This is a genomic window from Streptomyces sp. PH10-H1 (assembly GCF_030063355.1).
Classification (GTDB): domain Bacteria; phylum Actinomycetota; class Actinomycetes; order Streptomycetales; family Streptomycetaceae; genus Actinacidiphila.
The window spans coordinates 1-18,305 of record NZ_JASISZ010000113.1; the positions used below are offsets into that span (position 1 = coordinate 1).

At 69.4% G+C, this 18,305-nt stretch carries 15 protein-coding genes and 2 pseudogenes; 11 read left to right on the forward strand and 6 right to left on the reverse strand.

What is annotated here, in order from left to right:
* Positions 1–513, forward strand: a pseudogene (locus tag QMK24_RS37860) (hypothetical protein); the annotation flags it as partial.
* 8 nt (positions 514–521) lie between these two features.
* Positions 522–1,127: a hypothetical protein gene (locus QMK24_RS37865; protein ID WP_283471433.1), complete on the forward strand. Its 606-nt coding sequence runs from the start codon at positions 522–524 to the stop codon at positions 1,125–1,127.
* A 38-nt stretch (positions 1,128–1,165) separates the two neighbouring features.
* Here the strand turns inward: QMK24_RS37865 and QMK24_RS37870 are convergent, their stop codons facing one another.
* From QMK24_RS37870 to QMK24_RS37880, 3 genes are all read right to left on the reverse strand, one after another.
* Positions 1,166–1,330 (reverse strand): hypothetical protein, encoded by a 165-nt coding sequence (locus QMK24_RS37870; RefSeq protein ID WP_283471434.1) that lies wholly within the window; start codon positions 1,328–1,330, stop codon positions 1,166–1,168.
* Between the two features lie 9 nt (positions 1,331–1,339).
* Positions 1,340–2,152, reverse strand: a complete 813-nt coding sequence (locus tag QMK24_RS37875; protein WP_283471435.1) for a hypothetical protein — start codon at positions 2,150–2,152, stop codon at positions 1,340–1,342.
* 112 nt (positions 2,153–2,264) lie between these two features.
* Entirely contained in the window at positions 2,265–2,603 is a 339-nt protein-coding gene (locus tag QMK24_RS37880) for an ATP-binding protein (RefSeq protein ID WP_283471436.1), read from the reverse strand.
* A 370-nt stretch (positions 2,604–2,973) separates the two neighbouring features.
* Here QMK24_RS37880 and QMK24_RS37885 point away from each other — a divergent pair, with 370 nt between their 5' ends.
* Both QMK24_RS37885 and QMK24_RS37890 read left to right on the forward strand, forming a co-directional pair.
* Entirely contained in the window at positions 2,974–3,864 is an 891-nt protein-coding gene (locus QMK24_RS37885) for a helix-turn-helix domain-containing protein (RefSeq protein WP_283471437.1), read from the forward strand.
* Between the two features lie 11 nt (positions 3,865–3,875).
* Positions 3,876–4,070 (forward strand): DUF397 domain-containing protein, encoded by a 195-nt coding sequence (locus QMK24_RS37890; protein ID WP_283471438.1) that lies wholly within the window; start codon positions 3,876–3,878, stop codon positions 4,068–4,070.
* 44 nt (positions 4,071–4,114) lie between these two features.
* Here QMK24_RS37890 and QMK24_RS37895 read toward each other — a convergent pair whose 3' ends face one another.
* Complete coding sequence (locus QMK24_RS37895; RefSeq protein ID WP_283471439.1) at positions 4,115–4,804, reverse strand: alpha/beta fold hydrolase; 690 nt, start codon at positions 4,802–4,804, stop codon at positions 4,115–4,117.
* 220 nt (positions 4,805–5,024) lie between these two features.
* Between QMK24_RS37895 and QMK24_RS37900 the strand changes: the two genes are divergently transcribed.
* Complete coding sequence (locus QMK24_RS37900) at positions 5,025–5,792, forward strand: AraC family transcriptional regulator (RefSeq protein WP_283471440.1); 768 nt, start codon at positions 5,025–5,027, stop codon at positions 5,790–5,792.
* Positions 5,793–5,913: 121 nt separating this feature from the next.
* Positions 5,914–10,467, forward strand: a complete 4,554-nt coding sequence (locus QMK24_RS37905) for an FtsK/SpoIIIE domain-containing protein (protein ID WP_283471441.1) — start codon at positions 5,914–5,916, stop codon at positions 10,465–10,467.
* 56 nt (positions 10,468–10,523) lie between these two features.
* Here QMK24_RS37905 and QMK24_RS37910 read toward each other — a convergent pair whose 3' ends face one another.
* A complete protein-coding gene (locus QMK24_RS37910; RefSeq protein ID WP_349307934.1) occupies positions 10,524–12,731 on the reverse strand; it encodes a serine/threonine-protein kinase in 2,208 nt (735 codons plus the stop codon).
* Positions 12,732–13,001: 270 nt separating this feature from the next.
* Between QMK24_RS37910 and QMK24_RS37915 the strand changes: the two genes are divergently transcribed.
* The 5 genes from QMK24_RS37915 to QMK24_RS37935 are packed head-to-tail and all read left to right on the forward strand — an operon-like array spanning position 13,002 to position 17,145.
* Positions 13,002–13,889 (forward strand): hypothetical protein, encoded by an 888-nt coding sequence (locus QMK24_RS37915; RefSeq protein ID WP_283471444.1) that lies wholly within the window; start codon positions 13,002–13,004, stop codon positions 13,887–13,889.
* 3 nt (positions 13,890–13,892) lie between these two features.
* Positions 13,893–14,186, forward strand: a complete 294-nt coding sequence (locus tag QMK24_RS37920) for a hypothetical protein (protein WP_283471445.1) — start codon at positions 13,893–13,895, stop codon at positions 14,184–14,186.
* A gap of 6 nt (positions 14,187–14,192) precedes the next feature.
* Positions 14,193–15,536, forward strand: coding sequence for a putative T7SS-secreted protein (locus QMK24_RS37925; protein ID WP_283471446.1), 1,344 nt, complete (start codon positions 14,193–14,195; stop codon positions 15,534–15,536).
* A 33-nt stretch (positions 15,537–15,569) separates the two neighbouring features.
* Positions 15,570–16,463 carry a hypothetical protein gene (locus tag QMK24_RS37930; RefSeq protein WP_283471447.1) on the forward strand — a complete coding sequence of 298 codons (894 nt, stop codon included), beginning with the start codon at positions 15,570–15,572 and terminating at the stop codon, positions 16,461–16,463.
* Positions 16,464–16,476: 13 nt separating this feature from the next.
* A complete protein-coding gene (locus QMK24_RS37935; RefSeq protein WP_283471448.1) occupies positions 16,477–17,145 on the forward strand; it encodes a hypothetical protein in 669 nt (222 codons plus the stop codon).
* 37 nt (positions 17,146–17,182) lie between these two features.
* On the opposite strand, the pseudogene QMK24_RS37940 reads toward QMK24_RS37935, so the two are convergent.
* Positions 17,183–17,946: pseudogene (locus tag QMK24_RS37940) on the reverse strand (alpha/beta fold hydrolase).
* Positions 17,947–18,305 lie beyond the last annotated feature (359 nt).

The following is an 18,305-nucleotide window of genomic DNA, read 5'->3' on the forward strand; positions in this document are numbered from 1 at the left end:
TTCGGCCTGGGGGCCGGATCGGATCCAGCGGGCTTGGTGCTGGTCATGAGGGTGTGGTTCTCCTGTCGGTGCCCTCTCAGGCTAACCCACCGAAGCGGGACGTCTCACCCAAGGCTGACAGAGAGGGAGTCAGCAGACGATCAGTGGGTGCTCCGCGAAGGCGAGTCTTCCGATGATGTCGGGGCGAGCCGCGAACGCAAGGTCGCAGAGCTGACGAAGGGGACGATTCCCTCCGGTGAGCCCGGCAAGCCTGGACTGCTGATTAAGCAGCCGAACGTTGGTACCACGGATGTTGATGTCATCGGAGAAGACGGTTCATACATCGCCGTCGGCGGGCCCGCGAAGGCGAAGAAGTTGGCGAGCCTTGGCCAGAAACTGAATATTCTGAAATGGGCAGCCAACCAGGCCGGAAAGAACGCGCAGGCATACTTCGAGGAGGGCACTCCCGATACTGCGATCAACCTGGCGAAGAAGATCCTTGGCCCCGAGAATGTGAAGACCTTCAAGAGGTAGCGATAAACATGTCAGATGGATTCATCTACTGGTACGAGACGGACTGGTCGGCGCCACGTGTCGTCGCCCGGCTCGCGGAACTGGAGAAGCATGGCCTTCTCCTGGCCAACCCGGAATCTGGAGTCATCACCGAAATCAGCGACGACTGGGACACGTTGGGCAACCAGGTCGTCGTGCAACGCGCCGATCTTCTGCGTCACGCGGTACTCGACGATTCGACCGAGCTGACCTTTCAGTTCTGGATCACTGGGGCAACCGACGTGATCTGTCGGGTGCGTCGTGTCAAGTCCAACATCGTGGTCCACGAGTTCGGACTGGACGGTCTCACGGCAGCGGAGCTGGCGAACACTGTGCGGGTCCTCTACGCCGAGGTGGGAGGCAACCTCACTCATTCGCTCGGATGGATCGCCGACACGATCGGCGCCTCGGAAGAGGTCAATTGGGATGCCGTGGTGACCGGCGATAAGACACCAATCCGCCCCGTTCCCGATATCTTGATCATTCCCCACGACATCGCAGCGGAACATCCGGAACTGGCAGCCATGCCGTCCCATCCACTCGGAGATCTCGTCGTCCATACCCGCCCGGGCCATGATGAGCGAATTGAGCTATAGCCCAGGATCCCGTCAAGTGAAGAAGTGACAGCTCCGGCCTACCCGATCGGTACCGCCCGGATGTGCGTCGGTGCGCGGCCCGCGTACGTCGTCAAGGCCTGGGCGATGTGGCGGATCACGTCGTCCGGTCTGTGGCGGAGTTGGGCGGGGGTGAAGGCCAGGGGGTGCAGGCCGTGGGAGGACAGGTGGTTGCGGCGGTTCATGGTGCGGTGTCAGTCGGCCGGGCTGAGGTGGTACTCGCGGGAGTCGATCTCCAGGACGACGCCAGTGTCCGGCCAGTAGCCGTCGGGGGTGGCGAGGAACGTGCCGTCGGCGAGCAGCAGGGTGGCGTTCCAGAGGGGTTCCGGCAGACCGCCGGTGCGCAGCACATCGCGGGCCTGGGCCTCGGAGACGGAGCGGACTCCGGCGAGCAGCTCCTGTATGACGGCGCGGATCGGGGCGATGCCCCGGGCCGGACTGCCGAGGATTTCCTCGGTGAGTGCTTCGACGGAACAGCGGCCGCGCTGGACGGCCTCGGCGCAGGCCGCCCGGACCTGTTGGAGGTCGGCTCCAAGGCGGGTGGTGTCCACCAGCGCCCGCGGCAGCGGCGCGGTGGGGAAGCCGGCGACGTTGCGGGGGCGGGGTACATGACGGGCGCGCAGCACGGTGACGAAGTCCCGGCTGCCGGTGTACCGGTGGTAGGGCACGAGCACATGCGTCCCCGGCAGGGGAGGGACGTAGCGCAGCCCGAAGAGCCGTAACGCCTCAGGCCCGGTGAGCATCGCCCCCTCCCCCGCGTACAGGAGCGCCGCTCTGGTCCGTTGTCGCGCGGTCGGTGGGCCGTTGTGGAAGAGGTACGTGCGCGGAAGCACCCGCTGCCACGGGCCGCCGGGACGGCACCGGTGGGTGAGCGTGCCGGCCCCTACGCCGAGCGCTCGCAGTTGGCGGACGGTCGCGACGCCGACCTGGCGGAGGTGGGTGAGGGCGTGCGCGTCGCGGGGGATGCTCCGGGACGAGGCACGGGATGCGATGCGGTTCGTGGTCATGAACTGATGATGACCCGTCCCGGTGTCACCCCCGGGCCGCCTGTGGATAACTCCGTGCCGCCCCGCTCCCCGCTGCAGATCAGAAGTCCGGGGCATCGAGCCCCGCGAGCGGTCACTTGGCCAGCTCACACCAGATCACCTTGCTCCGGGTGCCGAACAGACTCGTCGCGATGGGGTAGTGCCCCCACCGATCCGCACAGACCTCCAGCAGATACAGCCCCCGCCCGTACTCGGCGTCCTCCGCCGCGCACCGCAGGCGGGGCGGCCGGGGACTGGTGTCCCACACGGCCAGCCGCAGCACCCCCCAGCACCACTTCAACCGCAGCCGCGCCTCACCGTCCGAATACAAGTACGCGTTGGTCACCATCTCGCTGCTCAACAACTGTGCGCGATCGGTCAGTTCCGGCAGCTCATGGGCATCCAGCACGGCCCGGACAGTCGCGCGGGCCACGCCCGCACCACGCGGATCGTGTGGGACCTCAACGCTGTATTCCCAGGCGTCGGGATCGGGAGCAACGATCGGAGAGAGTGCCAGCACGTTTGCCTCCAGCGGGTAGCGCGTTGAGGGGGGTTGGGGTCGAGGTTCACGCGTGACGCCGCCCGTGCGGTGGCCATCCCGCCATCGGGCCATGCCGCTGCCAGGGCAGGGGGCATGGGTATGGCGGTGCGCTTCCGGCTTGCCAGACGTCTCACTGCGTGAGCGAAGCAACACTCACGGTAGAGCCATGCTCATCACGCGTGCAACCCGATCTCCGGATTCAGTGGACCGCAGTGCGTGAGGACGGCACACTGTGAGCGAAAACCGCCTGGAAGGAACCCTCTTGGCACTGCGAACGAGCGCTACCGAACGGCAGCGGCGCCTTGGCGCGGAACTGCGCAAGCTCCGCGAGGGCGTGGGGATGTCCATCAGTGAAGCCGGCGATGCGATCGGGATGGGGCGCACCCACCTCAGTCACGTGGAAGCCGCGCGGACCGCGATCCCAACCGATCGGTTGCTTGCCCTGTGCCGAACGTACGGCTGCACGGATGAGCCCTACACGGAAGCCCTGGTGAGCCTCTCCGAGGACTCCGGAAAAGGGTGGTGGAGCGACTACCGCCGCACCATGCACCCTCTGGCACTGGACATGGCCGAGCTGGAAGCTGCGTCCAACGCCCTCAGCAGCTATGAATCCCTGTTCATCCCGGGCCTGTTCCAGATCGAGGACTACACCCGCTCAATTTTCGAGTCGGACGCGGCTGCCACCGGCACGCAGCTGAACGAGCACGCGGTCACCTTCCGCATGGAGCGCCAGGAGATCCTCAAGGGCGAGCGCCCGCCCCAAGTTCACGCCATCATCCACGAGGCCGCACTCCATATGCGGATCGGCGGTCCGTCGACGATGAGACGCCAGCTCCTCAGGCTGATCGAGCTGGCCGATCTCCCCCATGTCACGATCCAGATCGTCCCCTTCGCCGCCGAGGGCGTATCAACTCTCAGCACACCGTTCTTCATCATCAGCTCGCATGGCTCAACGCTCGAAACCGTGCTCATGGAGCATCCCGCGCAGTCTCTGTACCTCCACGAAGTGGAGGCTGTCACCAAGTACCGATCCCAGTTCGCCCGGCTCGGCTCAGTAGCGCTGCCCTCCGTGGACGCCCGGGTCACCCCAGCAGCTCACGACTCGTCACGCGATTCCCTCGGTCTTATCCAGCACCTCCTCTACACCCTCTAGGAGAGGCAGCCATGTCTCAGCTCAGCTGGCAGAAGTCCACATTCAGTGAGAACCAGGTGAACTGCGTCCACGTCGCATCCGCCGCTGACGGAACGATCCGCCTCCGCGAGAGCGACGACCCGGGCGTGATCGTCACGACCACGCCCGCACAGCTCGCGGCGTTCATCCTGAGCGCCAAAGCCGGGGAATTCGATCACCTGAGGTGACCCCGGAGCGCAAACCTGGACGCCCGCCAAACCGACGATGTCGATCAGCTTCTGCCGCCGGTCGGCCCTTCGCCGAGCAGTAGTGCGGCGACCGCCTCCGGGGCCTCATGCATGGCGTCGTGGCCGGTTGGGAGGTCGTGGACCTGCCATTCGGGATCGGCTTGGAGCCGGGTGCGGAGTGCAGTGAATGGCGTCCGGTCCTCCCATCCCGAGCAGTAGATGAACTCCCGACGGGGGACGTGGGCGCGCGTGCCTGTGAGCCGGATCGTTTGCAGGAACGAGGCGAGGGGGTGGGGACGTCGGCGGGGATCGCCGCCGTCCGGCGGTCGGACGGCGTAGCCGTTGGCCGCGGCGCCGGCAGCGAACACTTCCCGGAAGTGCTCGTTCGTTGACGACCAGCACGACTCGCCATCGCGCGGTACGTAGGCGTCGAGATGCACCAGTCGTGAGATCCGGCCGTCAGCGCGATCGGCGGCGGCGGCGATCACCATGCCGGCGTAGCTGTGGCCGACCAGCGTCGCGCTGGTGATGTGGGCGCGATCGAGGAGCCGCAATACGTCGTCGGCGTGTGTGTCGAGGTTGGCGCTCGCGACTGTCGCGTTGTCATCGTCCGGCCGCAGACCGGTCAGGGTCAGGGCGTGAACGGCATGACCGGCACGCTCCAGCAGCGGAACCACCGTCTCGAACGACCAGGAGCCTTTCCAAGCGCCGGGCACGAGGACGAACGTCGCCATGTGTTTCTCCTTCTCCGTCAAGCCGCGGCATCGAGGCACGCCGCCTCAACTGAAGTCCGCTCCGCATGGAGGCAGTCTCACCGGATCAAGGTTTGGCTTGCTACCGATAGGCTGCCAACTGATGCCTGTTCCCCGCCAACCTCGCCGGAGCGCCGGTGTGACGTCACATATGTGGCCGTCCGGCGGGCGCCACCTGTGGCCATCCGGCGAAACGAGCGCGGTGCAGTCGCACGCACGGGGACACCTGGTGTACGCGGCCAGCGGCGTCCTGGCAGTTCACACCGAGCGCGGCACGTCGATCGTTCCCGCCAACCGGGTCGCCTGGACCCCGGCCGAGTTCACGCACCAACACCGCGCCCACGGCGACACCGATATGCGGATCGTCCTTCTCGCGCCACCCCTCGCCCGGCTCATACCGGACCATCCCGCCGTATTCCTGGCCTCCGACCTCGCCCGCGAGGTCCTGCTCGCCCTGACCGGCCCCCGCAACTACGACGGCGCCGCGCCTGCCTACAGCCGCTCCGCGCGCTCCCGTCTCCTTCGGGTCCTCGTCGATGAACTCCGCGAAGCACCCGAACAGCCACTGCACCTGCCGGACCCACGGGACGACCGACTGCAAGCCATTGCCCTGATGCTGTACGAGAATCCGGCGGACAACGCCACGCTGGCCGAACTCGGGAAGACCATCGGAGCCAGCACCCGCACCCTCAGCCGACTGCTCCGCAACGAACTCGGCATGACCTTCTATGAGTGGCGCACGCAGCTACGCATCCACCACGCGCTCGTGCTCCTCGCCGACGGCCACGACACCATCCAAACCACCTACGCCTGCGGCTGGGCCAACCCCAGCAGCTTCATCACAGCGTTCACCAACATCATCGGAACGACCCCGGGCCGCTACCGAACCGGCTCATCGGCTGCGCAGCGCTCGATGTGGCTGACGAGCAGCGCACCGGAGCGGGGTTCGCCTGTGGATAACTTTCTGTGAACCGGCCGTCCGCCCGCCCTACCAGCGTCGTAACGCCCTCGCACCCCCGGCGCGGCTGTTCCCTGGACTCGTGGGGCGGATATCGTCCGTATGACCTAGTCGGACCCTCCGGAGGACGATCGTGCGACTGACACTGACCGTGGTGGATCCGCTCGGCGGGAACCGGGCGGATGTTGTGCTCGACGCCGACGCGGCGTCGACCGTGGCCGACATCGCGCGGGAGCTGGACCGGCAGGTCGGCGGGGATGGCGCGGCGATCATTTCGATCAACGGCGGGGCGGCCCGGCAGCCGGGATCGCCCGCGCTGTATGTGGACGGGTACGCGGTGGACCCGTCGCGGACCGTGGTGGAGTCTCCGCTGCGCGAGGGCGCGGTCGTGAGCCTGTACGACCCGGCGGGCTGCCTGCCGGGTGAGCCGGCCGGCGTGGTCGAACTGCGGGTGGCGGGCGGGCCGGACGCGGGGGCGGTGCACCGGCTGGGGATCGGCCGCGTGGAGATCGGGCGCGGGACGTCGGCCCGGATCCGGATCGAGGATTCGGAACTGGCGGAGCGCGCGGCCGTGCTCGCCGTCGGCATGGGCGGCACGTGCCAGGTCACGATCGACGGAGCCACCCGGGACTGGCCGTTGGGCGAACAGATCGCGCTCGGCAACTCGCTGCTGGAGCTGGGCCCGTACATCCCGCCGAATGCCGCCCTGCACCCCGGCGACGACGGCAGCACCCTCGACTACAACCGCCCGCCGCGCATGACGCCGCCGGAGCGCACCACACTCTTCCGCCTGCCGTCGCCCCCCGGCGACCTGCAGTCGCGGCCGCTGCCGTGGCTGATGGCGCTGATGCCGCTGGTGATGGCCGTGGCGATGGCGTTCATGATGCACCGGATGCTGTACCTGCTGATGGCGGTGGTCAGCCCGGTGGTGATGGTCGCCAACCATTTCATGGACAAGAAGAACGGCCGCAAGTCGCACACGAAGACGGTCTCGGAATACCGCGCTCACAAGGAGCGTGTCGAGAAGGACGCGCAGGAGGCCCTCCTGGCCGACCGGCAGGACCGCGCCGCCGCGTCACCCGACCCGGCGACCGTGCTCAACACCGCGACCGGGCCGCGCACCCGGCTGTGGGAGCGGCGCCGCGGTGACGCCGATCACCTGCTGCTGCGCGTCGGTACGGCGAAGCTGCCGTCGGAGGTCGTGCTGGACGATCCCGAGCAGGACGAGCACCGCCGGCAGGTCGCCTGGGAGATCGACGACGCGCCGGTCACGGTGGAACTGCGCAGGCTCGGCGTGGTCGGCTTCGCGGCGCCCGGGGACAGCGCGCGGGCGATGGGCCGGTGGGCGGTGGCGCAGGCCGCGACGCTGCACAGCCCCATGGACGTGCAGTTCTACGTACTGACCGACTCCTCGGGGCAGGAGAGCTGGGACTGGGTGCGGTGGCTGCCGCACGCACGGCCGACCGACGGCCAGGACGCGAGCGCGCTGCTCGGTACGGACGCCGAGACGGTGGCGGCGCGTATCGCCGAACTGACCTCGATACTCGACGGCCGGCAGAAGGCCAAGCAGAAGGCGGGCAGCGCCTCCAACCATGCCGCGTTCTTCAAGGACCCGGACATCGTGGTGGTCCTAGACGGGTCGCGGCGGCTGCGGTCGCTGCCGGGTGTTGTGGCGTTGCTGCGTGAGGGCCCGTCGGTCGGGATATACGCGCTGTGCCTCGACTCGGAGGAGCGTTTCCTGCCGGGTGAATGCCAGGCGGTGGTGATCGCGGAGTTCGAGACACCCGCGCCGGGCGCGCCCGGCCAGGCGCACGCCCTCCCCGCGGCCCCCGGCGGACAACCGGCCGGACAGCCCGCGGTCCAGCAGGGCGGCTTCCCGTCGCTCAACGCCTGGTACGAAGGCGGCCAGGCGGCCACGGCCACCGCCGTGGAGCCCGCCGCAGGCTCGTTCCGGCTGCGCGTCGACCAGAGCGGAGCCGCGCGGCTCCGCAAGGTCCGCCCCGACCTGGTGTCGCCCGCCTGGTGCGCGCGGCTCGCCCGCTGCCTGTCGCCCATCCGCGACATCAGCGGCGACGCGGAGGACTCGGCGATCCCCGGCTCCAGCCGTTTGCTGGACGTCCTGGAGCTGGAACCGCCGACCGGTGACGCGATCGCCGCGCGCTGGCGGCTGAGCCCGATCTCGACGCAGGCGGTGGTCGGGGAGTCCTACGACGGGCCGTTCGCGATCGACATCCGCAAGGACGGTCCGCACGGGCTCATCGCCGGCACCACCGGTTCCGGCAAGTCCGAACTGCTGCAGACCATCGTCGCGTCGCTCGCCGTCGCGAACACCCCGGAAGCGATGACGTTCGTCCTCATCGACTACAAGGGCGGCTCGGCGTTCAAGGACTGTGTGCAACTCCCGCACACCGTCGGCATGGTGACCGACCTCGACGCGCACCTCGTGGAGCGCGCCCTGGAATCGCTCGGCGCCGAACTCAAGCGCCGCGAACACATCCTGGCCGAAGCCGGGGCCAAGGACATCGAGGACTACACGGACCTGATGAAGCGGCAGCCCGGCCTCAAGCCGATGCCGCGGCTGCTCATCGTCATCGACGAGTTCGCCTCGATGGTCCGTGAGCTGCCCGACTTCGTCACCGGCCTGGTCAACATCGCCCAGCGAGGCCGTTCGCTCGGCATCCACCTCATCCTCGCCACCCAGCGCCCCTCGGGCGTCGTCTCCCCCGAGATCCGCGCCAACACCAACCTCCGCATCGCGCTGCGCGTCACCGACGCCAGCGAATCGTCCGACGTCATCGACGCCCCGGACGCCGGCACCATCTCCAAGTCCACGCCCGGCCGGGCCTACGTCCGGCTCGGCGCGACCTCGCTCGTGCCGTTCCAGTCCGGACGCGTCGGCGGCCGGCGCCCCGGCGCCGTGGATCCGACGGTCGCCTCCCCGTGGGTGGGCCTGGTCGAGTGGTCGCAGCTCGGCCGCCCCGTACCGCGACGCCCCGCAGGCGCCAAGGGCGAGGAGGACGAGATCACCGACCTGAAGGTGCTGGTCGAGGCGGTCTGCGAAGCCAACGAACGGCTCGGCATCCCGCCCCAGCACAGCCCGTGGCTGCCCGCGCTCCCCGACACGCTGCTCCTCGACGACCTGCCGGTACCGGTCACGACGGGCGCGCTCCCGCCCGCCCCGTACGGCATCGAGGACCTGCCGGCGCTCCAGGCCCGGCGCCCGGTCGCCGTCGACTTCAGCACCTTCGGCCATCTGCTGGTCGCCGGTGCCCCGCGCTCCGGACGCTCCCAGTTGCTGCGCACCATCGCCGGCTCGCTGGCCCGTACGCACAGCGTCCGGGACGTGCACATCTACGGCATCGACTGCGGGAACGGCGCGCTCAACGCGCTGTCCCGGCTGCCGCACTGCGGCGCGGTCGTCGGCCGCGCGCAGACCGAGCGCGCGATCCGGCTGATCGGCCGCCTCAAGGCCGAAATGACCCGCCGCCAAGAGGTGCTGGCCGCCGACGGCTACGCGGACATCGGAGAACAGCGGGGCGGTGTCCCCGAGGAGGACCAGCTCCCGCACATCGTCGTCCTGCTCGACCGCTGGGAGGGCTGGCTGCCCTCGCTGGGCGAACTCGACCACGGGGCGCTGACCGACGACCTGTTCACGATGCTCCGCGAGGGCGCGAGCGTCGGCATCCACGTGATCATCACCGGCGACCGGACGCTGATGGCGGGGCGGATCGCCACCCTCACCGAGGACAAGATGGCGTTCCGGCTCTCGGACCGCTCCGACTTCTCCCTCATCAGCGTCAACCCCCGCAAGGTCCCGGACGAGATAGCCCCCGGCCGCGCCTACCGCGCCGAGTCCGGCATCGAGACGCAGGTCGCGCTGCTCGACCCGGACGCGTCGGGACAGGGCCAGGGCGCCGCGATCACCGCCATCGGGGCGGCCGTCCTGGAACGGGACGCCGACGTGCCGCGCTCGCGGCGGCCGTTCAAGGTCGACGTGCTGCCCTCGCAGCTGTCCTTCGCCGACGCGTGGGAGATGCGCGACCCCGATGCCGCCCGCTCCCCCCTGTGGGGACTGGTCGGCGTCGGCGGCGACGAGATCATGGGTTACGGCCCCGACCTGTCCGACGGCCTGCCGGCGTTCGTCATCGGCGGCCCCGGCAAGTCCGGCCGCAGCACCGTCCTGTTGTCGCTCGCCCGCAGCTACCTCAAGCAGGGCACACGCGTCATCGTCGTCGCACCGCGGCCGTCGCCGCTGCGCGACCTCGCGGGCACCGAAGGGGTGCTCGGCGTCTTCACCGAGAGCGAGCTGTCCGCCGAGGATCTGACCAACGCGCTGGAAGCGGCAGGCGAAAGCCCGGCCGTCGTCCTCCTCGACGACGCCGAGCTGCTGCGCGACATCGACGCCAAGGAAGTACTGCGCGACATCATCGCGCGCGGCACGGACCTGCGCCGGGCGCTCGTGCTGGCCGGCAGCGAGGAGGACATCTGCTCCGGCTTCTCCGGTTGGCAGGTTGATGCCAAGAAGGCCCGCCGCGGCGCGCTGCTCTCACCGCAGCAGACGATGAGCGGCGAGCTGATCGGCGTCCGCCTCGCCCGCAGCAGCGCCGGCGGCCAGGTCACCCCCGGCCGCGCCCTCCTGCACCTGGGCGACGGCGAACCACGCACGGTGACGGTGCCGCTGGCCTGACGGACGCCCGAGCCATCCCGCCACAGGCGATGCGAGCCTGTGGTGGGACAAACCCATCAGACGGCGGGAAGCGCGTAGAGCTGATCGCCGTGCACCACGAGCAGCCGCTTGCCCGCGGCGGTCAGGGTCCATACGCCGGCGTCGCCCTTGTCCTCGGTGAGGCCCTCATTCGCGCTGTTCCGGTAGATCCAGCGCGGCGTGCCGCTCTTGGCGTCGAAGGCGAAGATGCCTCCCGTCTGGAAGTACGACACCCCGTAGACGGAGTCCCCGGCCCGTACGAACTGCAACGGGGCGGAGGAGTCGGCGAGTTCGCGTTGCCAGAGCACATTCCCGCTCTTGGCGTCGACCGCCCAGACGCCCTTGAGCACCACGGTGCCGTACACGACCCCGTCGGCGACGGAGAGCGGGTTGCTGAAGCCGTTCTTGTGCTGTGCGGGCACCGACCAGCGCTCGGTTCCGCTCTTCAGGTCGTAGCCGCGCATGGACTTGCCGCCGATGATGACCTTGTCACCGTGCAGGACCGGACGGTAGGCGGCGTCCTCGCCCACCTTCTTCGTCCACACCTGATTGCCGTGCGATACCTCGCGCACGGTGACGTTGTAGTTGTTGTCGGCGTAGACCAGATAGCTGCCGTCGGTCGTCGCCTCGACGTCCCAGTCACCGGCGCCGGGGTCACGTTCCTGGTGCCACACCATCTGCCGGGTGCCGATGTCGACCGCGGCCACCACCGTCCGGGTCTTGCTGGTGTCGGTGGCCGCGGGATCCTGGATGGTGGCGATGAGGTAGACGTGCTTGTCGTCGGCGGCGATCGGCACCGGGTCCGTGAGCTGCCCGCCCAGGCGGCTGCGCCACGCCTCTTGCCCGTTGACCGGGTTGATGCCGACGAAGTCGCCGTTGGCCTCCGGGCTCCTGAAGAACAGCAGACCGTGGCCGCTCACCAGTGCACGGGAAAGGTCCGCGACGTCAGGGGTGGTCCACTTCTGGTCACCGGTGACGATGTCGTGCGCGATCAACGGGTTGCCGAGGACGACCATGAGGTTGCCGAACACCTCGGCCGGTACCCCGTATTTCAGGCTCAGCGGCTTGGCCTGCTTGCGCCACAGCGCCTTCGGGCTCGCACCGTTCGCCGGGGTGGTGAACACTGCATCCGGTGTGGGCGCGTTGCTGCTCGTCACCGTCCCGGTCGGGCCGACCACCGGGTCCTTCCCGCCGCCCTTCCCGCCGCTGAACGCCCAGACGGCCCCGCCGCCCGCCGCCACGACCGCGACGCCCGCGCCCAGCGCGAGGAACCCGCGGCGGGAACGCGAACCAGAGGGGCCGGACGCCGGCTCCAGCACCGTCCCGTCCAGAGTGGTCGGGGTGCGGTGCGTCGCCGCTTCGCCGGGCGTGCGCTGCGGCACGGTGGCCGCGTCCGTCCCGTGGGCGGGTGTGTCCAGGTCGAGGATGCGCGAGGCGTGCTGGGCGATGGTCGAGGAGACCGGGCCCGGCAGCCAGTTGCGCAGTACGGAGGCGGCGCCGTCCGGGGCCAGCGCCTGGCTGATCCGCTGCGGGGTCGGCCGCTGCGCCGGGTCCTTCTGCAGGCAGGCCAGCACCAGCGGTCGCAGCGAGGCGGCCATTTCGGTCAGGTTGGGGGTGCCGTGCACCACTTGGTAGAGCAGCGACGCCGCCGTCCCGACCCCGAACGGCTGCTGGCCGCTGGCCGCGTAGGCCAGCACCACGCCCAGCGAGAAGACGTCGCCGGCCGGCCCTGCCACCTCGCCGACCGCCTGCTCGGGCGGGATGAAACCGGGCGAACCGACCACCACGCCCGTACTGGTCATCCGGTCGCCGTCGACGGCCCGCGCGATACCGAAGTCGATGACGCGTGGCCCGTCCGCTGCCAGCAGCACGTTGGACGGCTTCAGGTCCCGGTGCACGAGTCCCGCGCCGTGGATCACCACAAGCGCCTCGGCCAGCCCGGCGCCCAGCGCGCGCACGGACGCCTCGGGCAGCGGGCCGTGCTGCTCGATCACCTCGTTGAGCGGCGGGCCGAGTACGTACGCGGTCGCCAGCCACGGCAGCCGGCCCTCGGTGTCGGCGTCGACGACGGGGGCCGTGTAGGCCCCGGAGACCGCCCGCGCGATCTCGACCTCGTGCCGGAACCGCGCCCGGAACTGCGCGTCCTCGGCCAGTTCGGGCCGGACCACCTTCACCGCGACGGTCCGGCCGCCCGGTGACCGTGCGAGATAGACCCGCCCCATGCCACCGGCGCCAAGCCGTCCCAACAGGCGGTATGTCCCCAGGCTTTGCGGGTCTTCCGGTTCCAATGGCTGCATCGACAGCCACCCCCGTCTCGTGTGTGCGCATCCGTATCGTCGAGTCGCCCCGACGGGGCAGCCTATTGCGTCGGGGTTCGCGCCCCCGATGCGGTCCCCCTCCCCTTCCGGCACATGCATAGGGGTGGGAACCATCAGACACACTCACGACGTCGCACCCATCACCGGTGTCCGAAAATCCACGGGGAGAGTTCCATCGTGACCCGCACCATGCCTTCCGTGGCAGGCGCATTGGCCGCCGCCACCGCTGCCGCTCTGCTGCTGGCCGCCTGCGGCGGAAGCGGCGGAAGCGGCGACAAAGCGTCGTCCGACACGATCCCGGGTGTGCCGACCGCCACGAGTGCGCCGGCCCCGTCGGGCGGTTCGACCGCACCCGGCGTGCAGCGTCCGGTGATCACGATCCCGGCGGGCTTCACAATGGCGTTCGACAACTGGACCCCGGGCGACCCCGTCCAGAGCGCCATCCTGAACGACGGCAGGGAACGCCTGCGGAGCATCCACTCGGCCGTTCTCGCCTCCGACCCGGGCGCCGCGTCGATCGCCTTCTACGACACCGGGAACGCGCTGCTCACCGACAAGACCTGGGTCCAGGGGTTCAAGACGAACGGGCTGACGATCACGGGCTCCGGCCGGTTCTACAAACCCCGCGTCAAGGTGCCCAAGAGCGACACGGCCACGCTGTCCTTCTGCGCCGACGAGAGCAAGGGGTTCGCCAAGAACCTCGGCACCGGCAAGATCGACAGGAACGCGCCGACCAAGAACAGTTACGTGCTCTACAACACCAAGCTGCAGAAGAACGCACAAGGCGTCTGGCAGACGACCGTCGCCGTCACCCTGAGGGGAGCGTGCCCGATCGACCCCAGGGGCAACGTCGGGACCGCGTACCCGGCGGGCGCCGCGGGTGACCCGTCGTGCGGCGTCACCTACCGGCGGATGACGAACGGGACACCGTATCCACTCAAGGTCTCCATCACTTGGAAGATCAGCTGGAGCGGCTCGGACGGAACAATCAATAAGCCTTTCCCGGCCGGCACGTTCTTCAAGACCACGGATGTGACCGTCCGGGAGCTCCAGGCCGTCAATCGTTCAACGAATCCAACGGGATGAACCATGGGTGATCTGCAGATCAATGGAACCGTGATGGGGGACCTGCGCAAGACGTTCTCCACCATCGCGCATCGTATGGAGCAAGTCAGCCGGACCATGGGCAACGCCAACGGCGAGGGCGTCGGGGCACCCAAGCTCATCGACGACGTGCACGACTTCGCCGATGAGTGGAAGTACGGCGTCAAGCAGATCGGCGAGCACGCCGACACCGCCGTCCAGATGATCGACCAGATCGGCAAGACCTTCGACGACGCCGATCTCCAGCTCGCCAACTCCCTCAAGCCGGAAGGCAAGTGACCCGCAGTGAGTCGCAGTTTCCCCCACCTCGGGTTCGATCCGACGCCCGGCGACGTCGAGCAGACCCGCGCCCTGTCCCGTCAACTGGGCGATCTGATGACCGAGTTGACGACGACCGTCAGTGAATTGCAGCAGATCGAGTGCGGTTACTGGAAAGGCGAGGCGGCCAAGGCCTTCACCGCGCACATATCCCATGACGTCACCCCGTTGATCAAGAAGGCGCACGATTCCTTCGGCCGCGCCGCCACCGCGATCGGCGGCTGGGCCGAGCAGCTGCGCGGCTTCCAGGACGAGGCCGCCGCGCTGGAGCGCGAGGCCGCGACCAAGCAGGACCATCTCGACACCGCCAAGCGGGCCATGGGGTCAGGTCCCTCCGCCTCCCCGAGCGGCACCGAGACGCCGCACCCCCAGCCGGGCGCCTCCCCCAGCCCCACGGCCGCCGACGAGAACAAGAAGAAGCACCAGGCCGTCACCGACGCCGACACCGCCCTGCAAGGCGTGCGGCACCGGGCCGACGAGCTCCACAACCGCTTCACCCGCGCCGCCCAGTCCGTCAGTCACGACCTCGACAAGGCCGGCGACATGGCGCCCGACAAGCCGGGGCTCTTCCACCGCATGGTCAACGGCGTCGAAGGCGCCTGGAACGACACGGTCAAGTGGGTCCAGGACCACGCCGACATGATCAAGATGATCGGTGACCTGCTCGGCGACCTCAGCGGCATCCTCGGCATGCTCGCCATCATCACGGCCCCGTTCGAGCCGCTGGGCGCGATCTTCGCGGGCGCCGCGGTGGCGACCAGCGCCCTCGCCCTGGTGGCGCACCTGGTCGCCAAGGCGGCCGGCGCGGATGTCAGCTGGATGTCCATCGGGCTGGACGCGCTCGGCGCGGTCCCCGGCCTCGGGGCGTTCTCCAAGGGCGTCAAGGTCGCCGACGGCGCCGTGGCGGCCGGACGCGCGGCCGAACTCGGCGAAGGCTTCCGCGGGGTGACGACGATCGGCCGCAACATCGTCGGCGTCGGCGACCGGGTGGCCGGAGCCCTCAGCTTCACCGTCAAGGGCAAGACGATCGGCCTATGGGGCCTCCAGAGCGGCGGTCTGATCAAGGCCGAGGGCATGATGGGCCGGCTCGGCCTGGTCGCCGAGCAGAACATCGCCAAGGGCCAGTGGCTCGGCACCCGCGGCCTGGACCTCATCAGCAAGGGCAAGTGGGCGATCAACCCGATGTCCGGCCTCGGCCGCGGGATCGACGCCGGAATCAAGATCGCGCCGAAGCTATGGTCGATTCCGCAGCACATCGGTGAGGCACTGCACCCGGGCGACCGGTTCAACCAGGCCGCCACCGCACACTGATCAGCGAGTACGAGCACTGAGGACGGCGAGACGATGGACTGGTATCCGGACGCGGGCGAGGCCTCGCTGTTCCGCACCACACTGCGCTTCGCGACCGGGATGGCCCCGCCCGTCTCCGGCTCGCGCTGGTACCGGGACACCGGCCGCCACGACATCCAGCCCGAACTCGTGGCCGCCGGCTGGCCACCGGGACCGGAGTTCACCGTGCGGACCACAACCGATCAGGCGACGCAGCGCGCCGGCCGCGCCGCCTGGCTGGGTATCCCGCTGCTGCTCAACCTCATCTCCAACGCGGGCGGCGCGCCGGGCTCGCCCTTCGGCGACGTCGCCCTGCGCGGCGATCCGCAGGACCCGGAGAACGAGGTCGAGGACTTCCCCGTCATGTGGGCGGAGCCCGGTACGGCGGCCCGTACGCTGCCGTGGCAGCTCGACCCGGCCCGGCAGGCCAAGGGCTATCGCACCGACGCGGTGGTGACGGACCGCCGGCTGGTCGTCCTCGGCATCACGTCCGTCACCAGTCCGGCGGACGTGCTCTGGGAGGCGCCGCGCGAGCGGATCGCGCACGCGGAACGCCGTGAGTACGCCGAGACGAAGGCCGATCTCCTGATCACCTTCACCGACGGGTCCTGGGTCCGGATGTCCGCCGGCTCGGCCGACAACGCCGCCAAGGTCGTCCAGCACCTGAACGGCACGGTCCGCACCCTGACCGTCGAACAGCTGACCGACGGGCAGCGCGAGCGCGTCGCCCGTTTCCTGGCCGGCCTGCCGGCGAACGCGGAAGCACCGGTCTTCACCGTGCTCCCGAGCGGCATCGTCCAGGTCGAGGCACGCGTCCCGGCGAAGCTCGGCAAGGGCCTGTTCGAAACCCACACGATTCTGATGGACGACGCGGGCGCACCCGCGCCACCCCGACCCGGCGACCTGTGAGCGACGCGACTCCATGACCATTTCCGATATCACCCCTTCCATCCCCACCGCCCTCGACGGTCCGGACATACCTCCCCTGTGGTTCGTCGTCCCCGACGGCTTCCACCCCCTCCCGATCGCCGCCACCGCGGAGGAGCGCGCCGCGGGCGCGGCCGACTTCGTACGGGAGCTGTTCCCCAACGGCGACGACGACCTGTGGACGCCGGCCGCGCTCTTCTACGCGGGACTCGCCGAGCTGATGACCGAAGGAGGCCTGGCCTTCTCGGCGATGGGCCTGTTCGGCATCGACGACGACGGCATCGCCCACTGCTCGTTCACCGTCTCCGCTGTCGAGTCCGACCATCCGTCGGTCGAGGTGGCCGCGCTGGGACTGCGCGAGATCATGACCCGCGACCCGCTCAACGACGCACGCTGGCTGGACCTCCCCTGCGGCCCCGCCGTCTCCGCCGTCTCCATGCGCGAGATCACCATCCCCGGCGAGATGACCGGCACCGGCGAGGACGCCTCGCTGCTCACCGGCCAGATCCAGGTCTTCGTCCCGTTCCCCACCGGCCCGTACACGGCCGTCTTCACGCTCGACACCGCAGCTGTGGACTACTGGGGCGAGATCAGCGACATGACGGTCGCGATCCTGCGGACGGTGAGTTTCACGCCGCCGGAGGAGCAGGTGGAGGAGGAGTAGGAGTAGGAGTAGGACGCCTGTTGTCCGCTGCCTCCCGTCAGCCCGTTTCGGTTCGCTGACGGGGGATCACGGACTCTTCGAGGAAGCGCTCGACCGCCTCGTACCAGGCGGTGGGCTGGTCCCAGGGGACGAGGTGGCCCGCGTCGGGAATCTCGGCGTAGCTGCCGCGGGGCAGGACGCGGACCATCTCCTGGGCCTCGGCGCGCCCCAGTTCGCCCTCCAGACCGCGGACGACGAGGGTGGGGCAGCGGACCTGGGTGAGCTCTTCCCAGTGCGCGTCCAGTATCCAGGGGGCGCGGGAGCGGAGCATGTGGCGGCGGGCGAAGACGGGGCGCCAGCCGTCACCGCGCTCTTCCATGATCTCGGTGTAGAAGTCGCCCCGGGTGGGGCGCGAGGGGTCGACCCAGGGGTCGTCCTCGCCGAACCACTTGCGGACTTCGGCGAGGCTGGCGAAGGGCAGCGGCCAGGATCTGAACCAGGATTCCCACTCGCGCTGGCTGGCCTCCCCGAGGGCGGCGGCGCGCATGTCGCAAACGACGACTGCCTGCACGAGATGGGGCGGCGGGCGGTGCCGGCCCAGTGGGAGGCGCGGCCCATCAGACCGTGGAGTAACAGGACCCCGGGACGGGAGGGGTCGGTGGGGACAGCGGTCTCCATGCTGCCCGCGGTGTCCCGCTGGAGGCCGTTCCGTCCGGAATCGGCGTCCCGTCCGGAATCGGCGGCCCGCTTGGAATCGGCGGCAAAATCCCAGACGGCGAGCCGGATGTCGTCCGCTCCGGTCACCTCGATACGCCGGATCATGTGCCGCACCCCCTGACGAGCTGGTCGGGTCGTTCAGGCGCGCTACGTTATCGAACTTCTATTCGATAGACCTGTTCACACGCACAACATCGCTCTTTCGAGTGACAGCGCTCAAGGATTGGCCGCCGCAGCCGAGGGGAGATCTCTTGCGGGACGCGGCGCGAAGGGGAAGCGGTCGCGTGGAGTACTCGGGAAGCTCGGGGTTCCGGGTCCTCCGAGGGGAGCACCACCAGGGGAGGGACAAGGGGAGGGGGCCCCGGCGCGGGATTCGTGACAGCGACGGCAGCCTGGCCGCACGGTGATCCGCATGAGTGCTGTCTCTGATACACACTGACGCTGCCGACGATGCATGCTGTGTA